General features: G+C 70.0%; 14 protein-coding genes. 7 read left to right on the top strand and 7 right to left on the bottom strand.

Annotated elements, in window-relative coordinates:
• Position 1: 1 nt before the first annotated feature.
• The 4 genes from ACF07N_RS09030 to ACF07N_RS09015 are packed head-to-tail and all read left to right on the top strand — an operon-like array spanning position 2 to position 6,523.
• Positions 2 to 1,285, top strand: coding sequence for a glycosyltransferase (locus ACF07N_RS09030; protein ID WP_392110124.1), 1,284 nt, complete (start codon positions 2 to 4; stop codon positions 1,283 to 1,285).
• On the top strand, positions 1,282 to 2,931 hold the full coding sequence (locus ACF07N_RS09025) for an ArnT family glycosyltransferase (protein WP_392110121.1): 1,650 nt from the start codon (positions 1,282 to 1,284) through the stop codon (positions 2,929 to 2,931). The genes ACF07N_RS09030 and ACF07N_RS09025 overlap by 4 nt, the downstream gene beginning before the upstream one ends.
• Positions 2,928 to 4,121: a glycosyltransferase gene (locus ACF07N_RS09020; RefSeq protein WP_392110118.1), complete on the top strand. Its 1,194-nt coding sequence runs from the start codon at positions 2,928 to 2,930 to the stop codon at positions 4,119 to 4,121. Before ACF07N_RS09025 ends, ACF07N_RS09020 begins: the two co-directional genes overlap by 4 nt.
• Positions 4,118 to 6,523: a galactose oxidase-like domain-containing protein gene (locus ACF07N_RS09015; RefSeq protein WP_392110115.1), complete on the top strand. Its 2,406-nt coding sequence runs from the start codon at positions 4,118 to 4,120 to the stop codon at positions 6,521 to 6,523. The genes ACF07N_RS09020 and ACF07N_RS09015 overlap by 4 nt, the downstream gene beginning before the upstream one ends.
• A 76-nt stretch (positions 6,524 to 6,599) precedes the next feature.
• On the opposite strand, the gene ACF07N_RS09010 is transcribed toward ACF07N_RS09015, so the two are convergent.
• The 3 genes from ACF07N_RS09010 to ACF07N_RS09000 form a co-directional block, all read right to left on the bottom strand.
• On the bottom strand, positions 6,600 to 7,331 hold the full coding sequence (locus tag ACF07N_RS09010) for a Mut7-C RNAse domain-containing protein (RefSeq protein WP_383324573.1): 732 nt from the start codon (positions 7,329 to 7,331) through the stop codon (positions 6,600 to 6,602).
• Positions 7,332 to 7,366: 35 nt separating this feature from the next.
• A complete protein-coding gene (locus tag ACF07N_RS09005) occupies positions 7,367 to 7,993 on the bottom strand; it encodes a TetR/AcrR family transcriptional regulator (RefSeq protein WP_392110111.1) in 627 nt (208 codons plus the stop codon).
• Positions 7,994 to 8,102: 109 nt separating this feature from the next.
• Positions 8,103 to 8,816, bottom strand: coding sequence for a hemolysin III family protein (locus ACF07N_RS09000; RefSeq protein ID WP_383324567.1), 714 nt, complete (start codon positions 8,814 to 8,816; stop codon positions 8,103 to 8,105).
• Positions 8,817 to 9,144: 328 nt separating this feature from the next.
• On the opposite strand from ACF07N_RS09000, the gene ACF07N_RS08995 reads away from it, so the two are divergent.
• Positions 9,145 to 10,974, top strand: coding sequence for a phosphoenolpyruvate carboxykinase (GTP) (locus ACF07N_RS08995; RefSeq protein WP_383324564.1), 1,830 nt, complete (start codon positions 9,145 to 9,147; stop codon positions 10,972 to 10,974).
• A gap of 204 nt (positions 10,975 to 11,178) precedes the next feature.
• On the opposite strand, the gene ACF07N_RS08990 is transcribed toward ACF07N_RS08995, so the two are convergent.
• Positions 11,179 to 11,643, bottom strand: a complete 465-nt coding sequence (locus ACF07N_RS08990; protein ID WP_392110109.1) for an ATP-binding protein — start codon at positions 11,641 to 11,643, stop codon at positions 11,179 to 11,181.
• On the bottom strand, positions 11,640 to 11,849 hold the full coding sequence (locus ACF07N_RS08985) for a hypothetical protein (RefSeq protein ID WP_392110107.1): 210 nt from the start codon (positions 11,847 to 11,849) through the stop codon (positions 11,640 to 11,642). Before ACF07N_RS08985 ends, ACF07N_RS08990 begins: the two co-directional genes overlap by 4 nt.
• A gap of 158 nt (positions 11,850 to 12,007) precedes the next feature.
• On the opposite strand from ACF07N_RS08985, the gene ACF07N_RS08980 reads away from it, so the two are divergent.
• A complete protein-coding gene (locus ACF07N_RS08980; RefSeq protein WP_392110105.1) occupies positions 12,008 to 12,862 on the top strand; it encodes a helix-turn-helix transcriptional regulator in 855 nt (284 codons plus the stop codon).
• Positions 12,843 to 13,160 carry a DUF397 domain-containing protein gene (locus tag ACF07N_RS08975; protein WP_392110103.1) on the top strand — a complete coding sequence of 106 codons (318 nt, stop codon included), beginning with the start codon at positions 12,843 to 12,845 and terminating at the stop codon, positions 13,158 to 13,160. Before ACF07N_RS08980 ends, ACF07N_RS08975 begins: the two co-directional genes overlap by 20 nt.
• 132 nt (positions 13,161 to 13,292) lie before the next feature.
• Here ACF07N_RS08975 and ACF07N_RS08970 read toward each other — a convergent pair whose 3' ends face one another.
• Complete coding sequence (locus ACF07N_RS08970) at positions 13,293 to 13,478, bottom strand: hypothetical protein (protein ID WP_392110101.1); 186 nt, start codon at positions 13,476 to 13,478, stop codon at positions 13,293 to 13,295.
• Entirely contained in the window at positions 13,478 to 13,666 is a 189-nt protein-coding gene (locus tag ACF07N_RS08965; protein ID WP_383324549.1) for a hypothetical protein, read from the bottom strand. Before ACF07N_RS08965 ends, ACF07N_RS08970 begins: the two co-directional genes overlap by 1 nt.
• Positions 13,667 to 14,088: the final 422 nt, after the last annotated feature.

The raw sequence follows: 14,088 nt of genomic DNA, 5'->3' as shown, positions 1-14,088 counted from the left end.
TTTGCTGACGTCTGTCTTCATCGCTGCCGTCTCACTGGCGCTGTTCTGGATGGCGGCGTTCACGCTGTGGTGGCAGATGCACGCCTGGCGCACGCCGGAAGTGCTCGCCTCGACGCGGTTCAGCCGTCCGGACGGGGACGAGCACGTCTCCTTCTCGCTGCTGCTGCCCGCCCGGCACGAACAGGCGGTGCTGGACCACACGATCCAGCGCCTGCTGGAGTCGAGCCACACCGACTTCGAGATCATCGTGATCGTCGGGCACGACGACCCGGAGACCACCGCCGTGGCCGAGCAGGCCGCCGCGCGTGACCCCCGGGTCCGCGTCGTCGTCGACACGCACGAGAGGAAGAACAAGCCGAAGGCCATGAACACGGCCCTGCCGCACTGCCGCGGCGACGTCGTGGGCGTCTTCGACGCGGAGGACCAGGTCCACCCCGAACTCCTCGCGCACGTCGACCACGCCTTCCGCACCACCGGCGCCGACGTCGTGCAGGGCGGGGTGCAGCTGATCAACTTCCACTCCAGCTGGTACAGCCTGCGCAACTGCCTGGAGTACTTCTTCTGGTTCCGCTCGCGGCTCCACCTGCACGCGCAGAAAGGTTTCATTCCGCTTGGCGGCAACACGGTCTTCGTCCGCACCGGCGTCCTGCGGGAAGCCGGCGGCTGGGACCCGAACTGCCTCGCCGAGGACTGCGACCTCGGTGTGCGCCTGTCCAGCGTCGGCAAGAAGGTCGTCGTCGCCTACGACTCCGACATGGTGACCCGCGAGGAGACCCCGGGCTCGCTGATGTCCCTGCTGAAGCAGCGCACCCGCTGGAACCAGGGCTTCCTCCAGGTGTACCGGAAGAAGGACTGGAAGCAGCTGCCCACCCTCGGGCAGCGGCTGCTCGCCCGCTACACGCTGATGACGCCGTTCATGCAGGCCTTCACCGGCCTGATCATCCCGCTCAACGTGGCGATCGCGCTCTTCCTGGACGTGCCCGTCGGCATCGCCTTCATCACCTTCCTGCCGGCCGTCACCGCCCTGGTCACCTTCGTCTTCGAGATCGTCGGACTGCACGACTTCGGCAGGCAGTACGGGCTGCGCGTGCGGTTCGCGCACTACCTGAAGCTGATCGTGGGTGGCCCCTTCTACCAGGTGCTGCTCGCCGGGGCGGCCGTGCGTGCCGTGTGGCGCGAGCAGCGCGGCCGCAACGACTGGGAGCTGACGACCCATGTCGGCGCGCACCTCGACGACAGCGCGGTGTCCCGGCAGGACGTGACCCGAGAGGACGTTCCCGCGTGACCTCCACCCTTCCCGCGGTGACCACCTCCAAAGTCCCCGCGCAGCGCAGACCTGTGTCCGGCACCGGCAGCCACCGGCGCGCCGAACCGCCGGGCCGGCTGCGCTCCTCGCGTCCCGACCTGCTCCTGTGCGGTGTCCTGCTCCTGGCGATCCTCGTCGTGCAGGGCTGGAACATCGCCGACTACCCCGCCCTCAGCGACGACGAGGGCACCTACCTCGCCCAGGCCTGGTCGGTGCAGCAGGGCAACGGCCTGGCCCACTACACCTACTGGTACGACCACCCGCCGCTCGGCTGGATCCAGATCGCCGTCCTGACCTGGATCCCCGCGCTGATCAGTCCCGAGTCGATGACGGTGGGCACCATGCGCGCCGCGATGCTGGTGATCAGCGGCATCAGCGCGGTCCTCGTCTACGTGCTGGGCCGCCGGCTCGCCCTGCCCCGCTGGGCCGCGGCACTCGGCATGGCCTTCTTCGGCCTGTCGCCGCTGTCGGTCGTGCTCCAGCGGGAGATCTTCCTCGACAACCTCGCGGTGATGTGGACGCTGCTGGCCTTCACGCTGGCCGCCTCCCCGAGCCGCCACCTGTGGCACCACTTCGGCGCGGGCATCGCGGCCGCCACGGCCGTCCTCACCAAGGAGACGATGCTCGTCGTCCTGCCCGCCCTGTTCCTGACCATGTGGCGCCACAGCCACCGTGACACCCGCAAGTTCGCCCTCACCGGCGCCGTCACGGCCTGCGCCCTGATCGGCTTCTCCTACCCGTTGTTCGCCCTGCTCAAGGGCGAACTGCTGCCGGGCGCCGGGCACGTCTCCCTCTGGGACGGCGTCAAGTACCAGATGACCCGCCCCGGTTCGGGCTTCATCCTGGACCAGGGCTCCGGGTCCTGGGGCGTGCTCCAGTCGTGGCTCTACTACGACCGGATCCTGCCCCTCGGCGGCCTCGCGGGCGCCCTGCTGCTCCTGGTCACCTGGCGCTGGTCGGTCACCGCCCGCGCCCTGGCCGGACCGGCCCTGGCCGTCGCGATCCTGGCCGCGCTCGCGCTCCGCCCGAACGGCTACCTGCCCGCGATGTACGTCATCCAGGCCCTGCCGTTCCTGGCGCTGGTCCTCGCCGGAGGAACCGCCTCCGTCGCCCACGCGGTGCTCAGCCGCTGGCGCAACGAAGCGGAGAAACGGTACGTCAGCGTGGGCCGGTACGCGCTCGCCACGGTCCTCGCCCTGGCCGCGGGCGCCTACGTCCTGCCGCACTGGTACGACGGCGCCCGCACCGCCGTCACCACCGACGCCAACGCCCCCTACAAGGCCGCCTCCAAGTGGCTCGCCACCGAGGTCGAACACCCGGAGCGCACCCGTGTGCTGGTCGACGACGCCCTCTGGCTCGACCTGGTGCACCAGGGCTACCGGCCCGGGCTCGGCGTCATCTGGTTCTACAAGGCCGACCTGGACCCGGCGGTGACGAAGACGATGCCGCGCGGCTGGAAGGACCTGGACTACGTCGTCGCCTCGCCGACCGTACGGCGGGACGCGGCCGACCTGCCCAACGTCAAGGCCGCCATGGAGCACTCCGAACCGGTCGCCACCTTCGGCACCGGCGAGGACCGCATCGAGATCCGCCAGATCCAGACCACCGCCGGAGGCGCGCGATGAGCCAGGAGTACACCGTCCCCGGCGAGGTGGTCGAGACCGCCGAGATCCCCGAACCGGGCGCCGTCACCATCGTCGTCCCGACGTTCAACGAGTCGGCGAACGTACGGCAGTTGCTGCGCCAGATCACCGAGGCAGTGCCGGCCCGGCTGCCCTGCGAGGTCCTCTTCGTCGACGACTCCACCGACGACACGCCCCAGGTCATCGAGAAGGCGGCGCAGGACTGCCCGTTCCCGGTGACCGTGCTGCACCGCGAGGAGCCGGCGGGCGGCCTCGGGGGAGCGGTCGTCGAGGGGCTGAAGGCGGCCACCTCCGACTGGATCGTCGTCATGGACGGCGACTGCCAGCACCCGCCGTCCCTCGTGCCCGACCTGGTTGCCACCGGCGAACGGGCGGGCGCCGGGCTGGTCGTCGCCTCCCGGTACATCAAGGGCGGCAGCCGGGCCGGGCTCGCGGGCAGCTACCGGGTGGCCGTCTCCCGCGGGGCGACCTGGCTGACCAAGGCGCTCTTCCCGCGGCGGCTGCACGGCATCAGCGACCCGATGAGCGGCTTCTTCGCGATCCGCCGCAGCGCGGTCACCGCCGAGGTCCTCCAGCCGCTCGGCTACAAGATCCTCCTAGAACTCGCCGTCCGCAGCCGCCCCCGCACGGTCACCGAGGTGCCGTTCGTCTTCCAGGACCGGTTCGCGGGGGAGTCGAAGTCGACCGCGCAGGAGGGGATGCGCTTCCTGCGCCACCTGGCCGGGCTGCGCGCCGCCTCACCGGTCGCGCGGATGGTCGGCTTCGGCCTGATCGGGCTGACCGGCTTCCTGCCGAACCTGCTCGGCCTGTGGGCGCTGACCGCGCTCGGCATGCACTACGTACCGGCGGAGATCCTCGCCAACCAGCTCGGCGTCGCCTGGAACTTCGTGCTCATCGAGCACCTGCTGTTCCGCGAGCGGCGCCGGCACCGGCGCTGGTGGGACCGGGCCGGGCGGTTCGCGCTGCTCGCCAACGCCGACCTGGTGCTGCGCATCCCGCTGATCGCCCTGTTCGTGCACCAGCTGCACCTGGGCGTGCTGTCCGCCACCGCGCTCGCGCTGGTGACGACGTTCGTCCTGCGCTTCGTGGCGACCGAAGCGCTGGTCTACCTGCCGCGCCGGGCCCGTGAGGAGTCCGCGCGCGGCGGCCGCACCGCAAGGAGAGCCGCGTGAACCCTCGTCGCAGAACGACCGCACTCCTGTCCGTGGCGGGCCTCACCGCGGGCCTGCTCCTGACCGCACCCCAGCCCGCCTCCGCCGCCAACCTCATCAAGAACCCCGGCTTCGAGACCGCCGGAGCCGGCGACATGCCCTACTGCTGGGAGAAGTCCGGCTGGGGCGACAACGACTTCACCTTCACCACCACCGCCGACGCGCACACCGGTTCCAAGGCGATGAAGGTCGAGCTGACCCGCCGCGTCGAGGGCGACCGCAAGGCGCTGATCACCGAGTCCGCCGCGTGCGCGCCCGTGGTCACGCCGGGCAAGCAGTACGACCTCGGGCTCTGGTACAAGACGACCACGCCCGACGCGGCGATCACGCTGTTCCGGCACGACACCACGGCCGGCTGGCAGTACTGGACCGACCTCAAGACCCTGGACCTGGCGGGCGGCTGGACCGAGGCGACGGTCCGCACCCCCGAGGTCCCGGCCGGCACCGACCGCATCTCCTGGGGCGTCTCGGTCTACGGCACCGGCTCCGCCACCACCGACGACTACACGATGGACCAGGTCCCCGATCCGGTCCTGCCGCCGGAGTGCACCGGCACGGCGGAGCAGTGCGCGAACGGCAAGTGGGACGTGCTGCCCACGCAGAACCCGGTCCGCTCCATGCACTCCGTGGTCCTGCACAACGGCAAGGTGCTGCTGATCGCGGGCTCCGGCAACGACGAGTCGATGTTCGAGGCGGGCACCTTCACCTCGGCGGTCTACGACCCGGTGAACGGCTCCTACAAGATCATCCCCACGCCGAAGGACATGTTCTGCGCCGGGCACGTCCAGCTCCAGGACGGCCGCGTGCTGGTGATGTCCGGCAACAAGGGCTACCCGACGGCGGACGGCCGGGTCGGCTACCAGGGCTACAAGGACTCGTACATCTTCGACCCGGAGACCGAGACCTACACGAAAACCAACGACATGAACGACGGCCACTGGTACCCGTCGGCCACGATCCTCGGCAACGGCGACGTCATCTCCTTCGGCGGCCTGCGCGAGGACTCCACCGGCTCGGTCGCCGCCGAGCTGTTCTCCGAGGCCGAGCAGCAGTGGCAGCCGCTGTGGAAGGTCAACCAGACCTGGTCGTACTGGGGTCTGTACCCGTCGATGATCCTCATGCAGGACGGCCGCCTCTTCTACTCGGGCAGCCACGTCTTCGGCAACAACATCCCCGGCACCGGCTCGGCCATCTACGACTACGGCGCCAACACCATCACCCAGGTGCCGGGCCTGCAGAGCAAGGACGAGCGCGACCAGTCGGCCAGCGTGCTGCTGCCCCCGGCGCAGGACCAGAAGGTCCTCACCCTCGGCGGCGGCAACATCGACTCCAACCCGGAGGCGAACCGCCTGACCGACATCATCGACCTCAAGCAGCCGAACCCGTCGTACGTGGCCGGGCCACCGATCCCGCAGGGCACGGTCGACCTGGGCAACGGGCCCGTCCCGCAGACCGGGAACCAGGGCAAGATGTACGTCTCCGCGGTGCTCCTGCCCGACGGCAAGGTGCTGGAGACGGGCGGCGCCCTGCACAACCGCGCCAACCCGGTCTACGAGACGTCGATCTTCGACCCCGAGTCGGAGACGTTCGACCCGGTGGCCGTCGACCCCGAGGCGCGCGGCTACCACTCCTCGGCGTTCCTGCTGCCCGACGGACGCGTGATGACCACCGGTGACAACCCGGGCAACGGCTCCTGGAACCACGACGTGTCGGTCTACAGCCCGCCCTACCTGTTCAAGGGCCCGCGTCCGCAGATCACCTCGGTCATCGACACCGAGTGGACCTACGGCGACACCCAGCGCATCACCGTCGACCGGCCCGTCGCCAAGGCCGAGCTGATCCGCCCGGCCGCCGTGACGCACTCCTCCGACCCGAACCAGCGGTTCGTGGACCTGCCGCTGTCGGTCGACGGCAACAACGTCGACCTCAACGTGACGAGCAACCCCAACCTGGCGCCGCCCGGCTGGTACATGCTCTTCGCGGTCGACGCCAACGGGGTGCCGTCCGTGGCGAAGTGGGTGCACCTCCAGGGCCCGCAGGCCCTGAAGGCGACGGACGCCTCGGCCCACGTCCACGAGTTCGCGGACTCGCCCGCCGGCAAGGTCACGGGGCCCGGCAAGAAGCGCACGGCGCAGAAGGTCAGCCCGACGGTCTCCGGCTGCGACCGGCACTACGGCTCGATCAACGTCTGCGTGCCGACCGACTTCCCGGCGGAGGTGAAGAAGACGACGGCGGCCCGCTGCGAGTGGCTCGAGATCAACGACTACGGCCGCCTGAAGGTCAACGGAAAGGACGACCCCCTGGGCCTGGACAGGAACAGGGACGGGATCGCCTGCGGCGAGGGAGACGCGACCAGGCGCTAGGAAGGCGCCCCTCGAAGGGTGCGGGGAACTGCGCGGCCGGCCACGACGGTCCCGCGGTTCCCCACCCCGGGCACCCTCAACGGCCCTCGGAGCACAGCGCGACGGCCTCCCGCACGATGGCCTCCAGCTGCTCGTGATGCGCACCCCGCCAGTACGCCCGCCCGCACGCGCCGCACTGCGCGAACACGTCGTATGTCGCGTGCGTGCCGTGCTTCAGCTGATCCGCCACCTCGTCCTTGGTCGCCTCGCGCAGCAGCCCGTTGCAGGCGGTGCAGCGCGTCCAGGGCAGCAGCCCGGGCCGGAACCGTTCCAGCACCTCCCGCAGCTGCTCCTCGGGGCGCGTGCTGTAGACGAACGCCCCGGCCCACAGCTCGCGGCGCCGGAGCAGCCCCCGGTCGCGGCTCAGCATGACCCGCCGCTCGGCCGCCGAACGCGCCGCGAGGGCGGGGTCGCCGATGTCGGTCGACTCGTACGCCGTGTCCACACCCAGCAGCCGGAGCCGGCGGGCCAGCGTGCCGAGGTGGACGTCGAGGAGGAACCGCAGGGGAGCGCCCGGGACCCGCTGGGGGCGTGCGACGGTCCGTACCGTCACCGACTCCCCGGCCGCGGGAACGTGCGAGACGGGCACCTCGCGGCCGTCCACCAGCAGGGCGCCGACCTCGGTCAGCGGCACGCCCAGCGACTCGATGACATGGCCGAGGCTGGAGACGCCGTCGGTGGCGGCCCGCACGGTGCCGTCCCGCCGGGCCCGGGGGACGAAGAGGTGCAGCTCGGGGGCGAACTCGACGTGGATCTCGGGACCGTTCACCCGGTCAGGATGTCACGGTGAGCGGCGCGCCGGCCTCAGGGTTTTCCGGTCGGCAGGCCGTGCTCCAGGACGTCCAGGGCACGGTCGACGAGGTCCCGGATGTCGTCGCGGTGGCCGGTCTCGGCCCAGTAGTGGGAGGCCTCCATCAGGCCGCCCATCACGGACATGGCGAAGACCCGCAGCTCAAGGCCGTCGGGGTCGAGGCCGGAGCGCTCGGCGAGGGCCTCGCGCAGCAGCCGGCCGGTCGCGGCCGTGCTCTCCATCATCCGGGCGCGCACGGCCGGGACCTCGACGCCGAGCCGGGTGCGCAGCCGCATCACCTCGGGCTCCTCGGCGAGGCTCTGTTCGAGGGCCGTGCGGATCACGTGCCGCAGGACGTCGGCCCACGACTCGTCCTGCGGCCGGGCCCGCAGCTCCGCCGGCATGCGCGGGTCCCACTCGCCGGTGACGACGATGTCCTCCTTGGTGGGGAAGTACCGGAAGACCGTCGACGGCGACACCTCGGCACGCTCGGCGATCTGCTCGATCGTCGTGGCCTCGTAGCCCTGCTCCTCGACGAGCGCGTAGGTCGCGGTGCGGATCGCCCGGCGGGTCTTGATCTTCTTCCGTTCCCGGAGACCCGGCTGGGGGCGGTCGGCGGAAGCGGTGCGTGCGGCCGTCATGAAGGTCATTGTCCGGCATCCGCCTCGGGCCCGGCCATGACCGAGGGGCTCCCCGCGCACGCGGGAAGGCCACGGCCGGAGGGCCGTGGCCCGGAGCGGAGGGGACGGGTCAGCCGTGCTGGTACGCCACCAGCGAGATGCCCACGTAGTGCGCGATGAAGGCCGCCAGGGTGAAGGAGTGGAACACCTCGTGGAAGCCGAACCAGCGCGGTGACGGGTTCGGGCGCTGGATGCCGTAGATGATGCCGCCCGCGCTGTAGAGCAGGCCGCCGACGATGACCAGGACGAGGACCGCGACCCCGCCGGTGCGCATGAAGTCCGGCAGGTAGAAGACGGCCGCCCAGCCCATCGCGATGTAGCAGGGCGTGTAGAGCCAGCGCGGGGCGCCGACCCAGAAGACGCGGAAGAGGATGCCGGCCGCCGCGGCGGTCCAGATCCCCCACAGCAGCCACTCACCCTTGTCGCCCGGCAGGAGCAGCATGGTCAGCGGCGTGTAGGTGCCCGCGATGATCAGGAAGATGTTGGCGTGGTCCAGACGGCGCAGCACGCCGTCCATGCGAGGGCTCCAGTTGCCCCGGTGGTACAGCGCGCTCACGCCGAACAGCAGGCACGCCGTCAGCGCGAAGATGCCACAGGCGATGCGTCCTCTGGTCGTGTCGGCCAGGGCGGTCAGGACCAGGCCCGCGACGAGGACGGCCGGGAACATGCCGAGGTGCAGCCAGCCCCGGAGCTTGGGCTTCACGGGGTGCGGCAGGGAAAGCGCCTGCGGACCGCTGCCGCCGGCCGGCGAGTCCGAGGGCGCGTCGGGGACGTACGCAGTCATGGCCAAATGGTAGCTACGGAACCGTAAGTGACGCGTCAGTCGCCCTTCTTGGACGACTGAGAGTGGCCATCCTCTCACCCTGACCGAACCATGGTGACGCAAACGAACGGTCAGGTGAACGCAACGTGCACGCAAAGAGCCCCCGAGAAACCGTGGCGATCCTCACGTTGCTCACCTGTGCGCTCCTCTGGACAGATGGGCGCTTCCATCGGATGATCAAATGAGTGCGGTCGGCACCGGATGAGCGCCCAAGCCACACCGTGAAGCATCCGGGTCGCAGCCCCCACGGGGCCTCCACATCAAAAAAATCCCTCATTTAGGAGCAATCGTGGCGCGCGACATCGCGGCTCCCACCGTCCCCACCACTCATCAGGGGCTGATCTCGTGGGTCAACGAGATCGCAGAACTGACGCAGCCGGACAACGTGGTCTGGTGTGACGGGTCCGAGGCCGAGTACGAGCGACTGTGCGAGGAGCTCGTCCAGAAGGGCACCTTCCGGAAACTCGACCCGATCAAGCGCCCCCACTCCTACTACGCCGCCTCCGACCCCACCGACGTCGCGCGCGTCGAGGACCGGACGTTCATCTGCTCCGAGAAGGAGGAGGACGCGGGCCCGACCAACCACTGGAAGGCCCCCGCCGAGATGCGGGAGATCTTCCAGGGCTCCGGCGGGCAGGGCGGCCTGTTCCGCGGCTCGATGCGCGGCCGGACCATGTACGTCGTGCCCTTCTGCATGGGCCCGCTCGGCTCGCCGCTGTCCGCGCTCGGCGTCGAGATCACCGACTCGGCCTACGTCGCCGTCTCCATGCGCACCATGACGCGCATGGGCCAGGCCGTCCTCGACGAGCTCGGCTCCGACGGCTTCTTCGTCAAGGCCGTGCACACCCTGGGTGCCCCGCTGGAGCCCGGCCAGCAGGACGTCCCCTGGCCCTGCAACCAGACCAAGTACATCTCGCACTTCCCCGAGGACCGCGAGATCTGGTCCTACGGCTCCGGCTACGGCGGCAACGCCCTGCTCGGCAAGAAGTGCTACGCCCTGCGCATCGCCTCCGTCATGGCCCGGGACGAGGGCTGGCTCGCCGAGCACATGCTCGTCCTCAAGCTCACCCCGCCGCGTGGCGAGGCCAAGTACGTCGCCGCGGCCTTCCCGAGCGCCTGCGGCAAGACCAACCTCGCCATGCTGGAGCCGACCATCCCCGGCTGGACGGTCGAGACCATCGGCGACGACATCGCCTGGATGCGCTTCGGCGAGGACGGCCGCCTCTACGCCATCAACCCCGAGGCCGGCTTCTTCGGCGTCGCGCCGGGCACCGGCGAGCACACCAACGCCAACGCGATGAAGACGCTGTGGGGCAACGCCGTCTTCACGAACGTCGCCCTCACCGACGACAACGACGTGTGGTGGGAGGGCATGACCGAGGAGCCCCCGGCCCACCTCACGGACTGGAAGGGCAACGACTGGACGCCCGAGTCCGGCACCCCGGCCGCCCACCCCAACGCCCGCTTCACCGTCCCGGCCTCGCAGTGCCCGATCATCGCGCCGGAGTGGGAGGACCCCAAGGGCGTGCCGATCTCGGCGATCCTCTTCGGCGGCCGCCGCGCCACCGCCGTCCCCCTGGTGACCGAGTCCTTCGACTGGAACCACGGCGTCTTCCTCGGCGCCAACGTGGCCTCCGAGAAGACCGCCGCGGCCGAGGGCAAGGTCGGCGAGCTGCGCCGCGACCCCTTCGCCATGCTGCCCTTCTGCGGCTACAACATGGGCGACTACATGGCCCACTGGGTCGACGTGGCCAAGGACAAGGACCAGTCCAAGCTGCCCAAGATCTACTACGTCAACTGGTTCCGCAAGGACGACGAGGGCACGTTCGTCTGGCCCGGCTTCGGTGAGAACAGCCGCGTCCTGAAGTGGATCGTGGAGCGCCTGGACGGCAAGGCCGAGGGCGTCGAGACCCCCATCGGCGTCCTGCCGACCAAGGAGGCCCTCGACACGGACGGCCTGGACCTGGCCGAGTCCGACCTGGATTTCCTGCTCACGGTCGACAAGGAGGTCTGGCGCGAGGAGGCCGCGCTGATCCCCGAGCACCTCAACACCTTCGGCGACCACACGCCGAAGGAGCTGTGGGACGAGTACCGCGCCCTGGTGGAGCGCCTGGGCTGAACCCACCCCTGAACTCCGCGGCCGGCTGGAACCGACAGTGCCCTGACCAGCAACATCGTCACGGCCGGCCGCGGAACCGACTGGCGGGGCCCGCACAACGGCGTGCGGGGTTTCCGGGCCCGTCGCCACCCTCCGATCGCCTCGACGGAAACCGGCGGCGACAGGCCCACTCCCGCCCGCTTCGGCGCGGCCCGCTCCGCGGGCTCACGAACGTGCCGATGAAGTACCGAGCGCTCCGGCCGACGCGTTGTGTCGACCGGGGCGCTCGGGCTTTTCCGGGATGCCGACGGTGATTTCGGTGTCGGTGAACAGTTCGCACCACACCGTCTTGCGGCCGGCCTCCTGCTCCACGCCCCACCGCACGGCCAGCGCGTCGAGCAGCGCCAGCCCGCGGCCCGACTCCGCCTGGGCCGCGGGGGTGCCTGCTCCGACGAGGACGGGCAGGGCCCGGGGATCGGGGTCGGTGACCCCGAGCCGGACGCGTCCGCCCTCCTCCTCCCACACCCGTACCGTCACGGGCACGCCCTCCCCGACGTGCCGGATCACGTTCGTGACCAGCTCGCTCGCGCAGAGCTGCACGTCGATGCCGAGTGGTCGCAGGGCCCGCCGCACGGCGGACACCTCGGCGGGGCTCGCGAGCAGTTCGAGCGTCACCACCGGCCGCGTCACGCCGCACCCTTGCGCAGGGCGGCGGCCAGGGCCTTGGCGGTGAGGAGATTGCAGTTGCCGAGCGCGATCAGCGGCCGGGTGGGGCAGCGGGAGGCGAAGGCCGGGAGGTCGACTCCGAGGGACGGCAGGGTGATGCCGTGCGCGGCGAGCGCGACACGCAGGTCCTCGACGCAGGCATCGGCTTCCGCTTCGGCAGGGCTGTGCATGGGGGTTCACACCTTCCAGTGCGCTGAGTGACGAACTCCTCACACTCTGCCGCCGACCGCCGTACCGTGACAGCCCCCCGGCATCCCGCGCCCGACCCGCGCTCCGGTGCTCAAGGGGCTGGTAGCGGGCGGTAACGGCACACCAAGGACGGTGAACGATGGGTCAGCGCAAGGACATCGACGGTTCGACGGGCGTCCCGACCTTCTACGGCAGTGAGTTGCGCTGGAAGAGGGAGGAGGCGGGCCTGACCCTCCAGCAACTCGTCGAGGGCAGCTTCTACGGCCCGAGCCACCTCAGCGAGATCGAGCGCGGCACCCGCCGGATGCCGGCGGAACTCGCCGAACACGTGGACCGGGTGCTCGGCACGGACGGCTTCTTCCGGCGGCGGTGCGAGGACGTGCGGCGGGCGAAGCGGCGGGGGCATGCGAGCTACTTCGAGCGGGTGCTGGAGGCGGAGCAGCACGCCAAGTCCATCGAGGAGTGGTGCCCGACCTTGATTCCCGGCTTGCTGCAGACGGATGCCTATGCCCGGGCGCTCGTCCAGGCAGCCATGCCGCTGGCTCAGGAAGAGGAGGTAGAGGAGAAGGTCAGCGCCCGCCTGGCACGGGCGCGCCTGTTCGAGGACAACCACAAGACGCCCATGTACTGGGCGATCCTCTCGGAGGTAATGCTGCGGCAACCAGTTCTTCCCCCGCAGCAGACCGCTGAGCAGTTGGAGCACATCGCTGCGCTGGCGCGTCGCCGTCGCATCGTTCCCCAGGTACTTCCGTGGAACTGCGGGCCGCACCCCCTCATGATGGGGATGGCCAAGGTCATGACCTTCGTCGACGCCCCACCGTTGGTCTACTTGGAGTCTCAGCACAGCGGCGACACGATCGACGATCCGGCTCTCGTAGAGGAGTACCGCCGGTCGTACGATCTGCTCAGGGCCGCCGCACTGCCACCCGAGGCGTCCCTCGCCCTGATTCAACAAACGGCTGAGGATGTGCGAAATGGCAAGCAGCGCGATTGACTTGAGTACTGCCGTCTGGCGCAGGAGCACCTACAGCAACGGAACGGGCGGCGACTGCGTCGAGGTAGCCGAGGCCTTCCCCGGCGCCGCCCGCTGGCGCAAGAGCACCTACAGCAACGGCGACGGCGGCAACTGCCTCGAAGTGTGCGACGCCCACACCGCCGTCGTCCCCGTCCGTGACTCCAAGGTCCCCCACGGCCCGGTCCTCACCATGACGGCCCCGGCCTGGACGTCCTTCGTCACGTCCCTCAAGTCGCCCGTCACCGGCGTGTGCGGAGGCCCTGCCTCAGGCAGATGACGGCCATCGAACCGGAGAGGACCGCAACGAGGGGGAAAGGGCCGCTGTCCGATCCTGGCGTCAGTAGGCACAGGACGCACGCGACAGCGCACAGGGCAGCCACGGCGAATGAGGCGGCACGGGACAGTGCGCTCACCTCCTCGTTCCCCGGCGGGCCGTGGCCATGAAGGTCAACGCCAGCCCGCCGAGAGCGGCAAGTGCTCCAGCACCCATGAGCACGAGGTTCTGTTCGCTAGCGCCCAGGACGAGACAGAACAGTCCGAAGGCGGCGCCGATCACCACGAACAACGTCAGCTTCTTGTCCTGGCTGATGGGCATTAGCTGTTTCTCCTGGCCTTGCTGCGGACACCGATCGTCCACATGAGGAGCGACGCCACGCCCAGAGCTGCCAGGGTGAGGAGGAGGACCCTCTGTGTTCCCTCCGCCGCGAGGCCTTGCAGCAGGGCGACCACGGTGGCGACCGCGACCACGGCCAGGAAGATGCTCATCCTGATTCTGTCGCTCACGGTGCAACGTCCCCTTCCGGCACAGCAGAGTGGCGGGCCTTCCCCCAGTCGTCTCGGAGTTCAACGTGCCCGCCGGTTCGCCGACGAATCCGGCGGCCAGGAGTGACTCCTCCGGCGCCCACGAGCAACGTAGACGCAGGCCGCTATGCCAGGAGCCGCCCCCACCAGGCAGAGCATGGCCGTTCTTTCCTCGCCCAACGCGAAGGCCAGGAGAAGGAGGGTGGTCATCACTGCTGCGTAACCCACCATGAGCCATCTCAGGGGGCGACCAGGGAACCAGTTCCGCATGAGACCCGCTCCACGTGGTTCAGACGGTCTTATTGCTGTGATTCAAACCTGACCGTTCACGCGACCAACGAAGGCGCGGGCGTCATACATGCGTAGCGGCGACACCAGCATCTCTTTTCCCTTCGCGAACCCGC

The organism is Streptomyces sp. NPDC015242 (genome assembly GCF_043079125.1).
Classification (GTDB): domain Bacteria; phylum Actinomycetota; class Actinomycetes; order Streptomycetales; family Streptomycetaceae; genus Streptomyces.
This window is presented reverse-complemented; position numbering and strand designations above follow the sequence as displayed.

Coding starts and splice junctions, on each gene's coding strand:
- ACF07N_RS09005 (WP_392110111.1), bottom strand. CDS start 7,993: ATGACGGCCGCACGCACCGCTTCCGCCGACCGCCCCCAGCCGGGTCTC.
- ACF07N_RS08975 (WP_392110103.1), top strand. CDS start 12,843: ATGGCAAGCAGCGCGATTGACTTGAGTACTGCCGTCTGGCGCAGGAGC.
- ACF07N_RS08985 (WP_392110107.1), bottom strand. CDS start 11,849: ATGCACAGCCCTGCCGAAGCGGAAGCCGATGCCTGCGTCGAGGACCTG.
- ACF07N_RS08970 (WP_392110101.1), bottom strand. CDS start 13,478: ATGCCCATCAGCCAGGACAAGAAGCTGACGTTGTTCGTGGTGATCGGC.
- ACF07N_RS08980 (WP_392110105.1), top strand. CDS start 12,008: ATGGGTCAGCGCAAGGACATCGACGGTTCGACGGGCGTCCCGACCTTC.
- ACF07N_RS09020 (WP_392110118.1), top strand. CDS start 2,928: ATGAGCCAGGAGTACACCGTCCCCGGCGAGGTGGTCGAGACCGCCGAG.
- ACF07N_RS09000 (WP_383324567.1), bottom strand. CDS start 8,816: ATGACTGCGTACGTCCCCGACGCGCCCTCGGACTCGCCGGCCGGCGGC.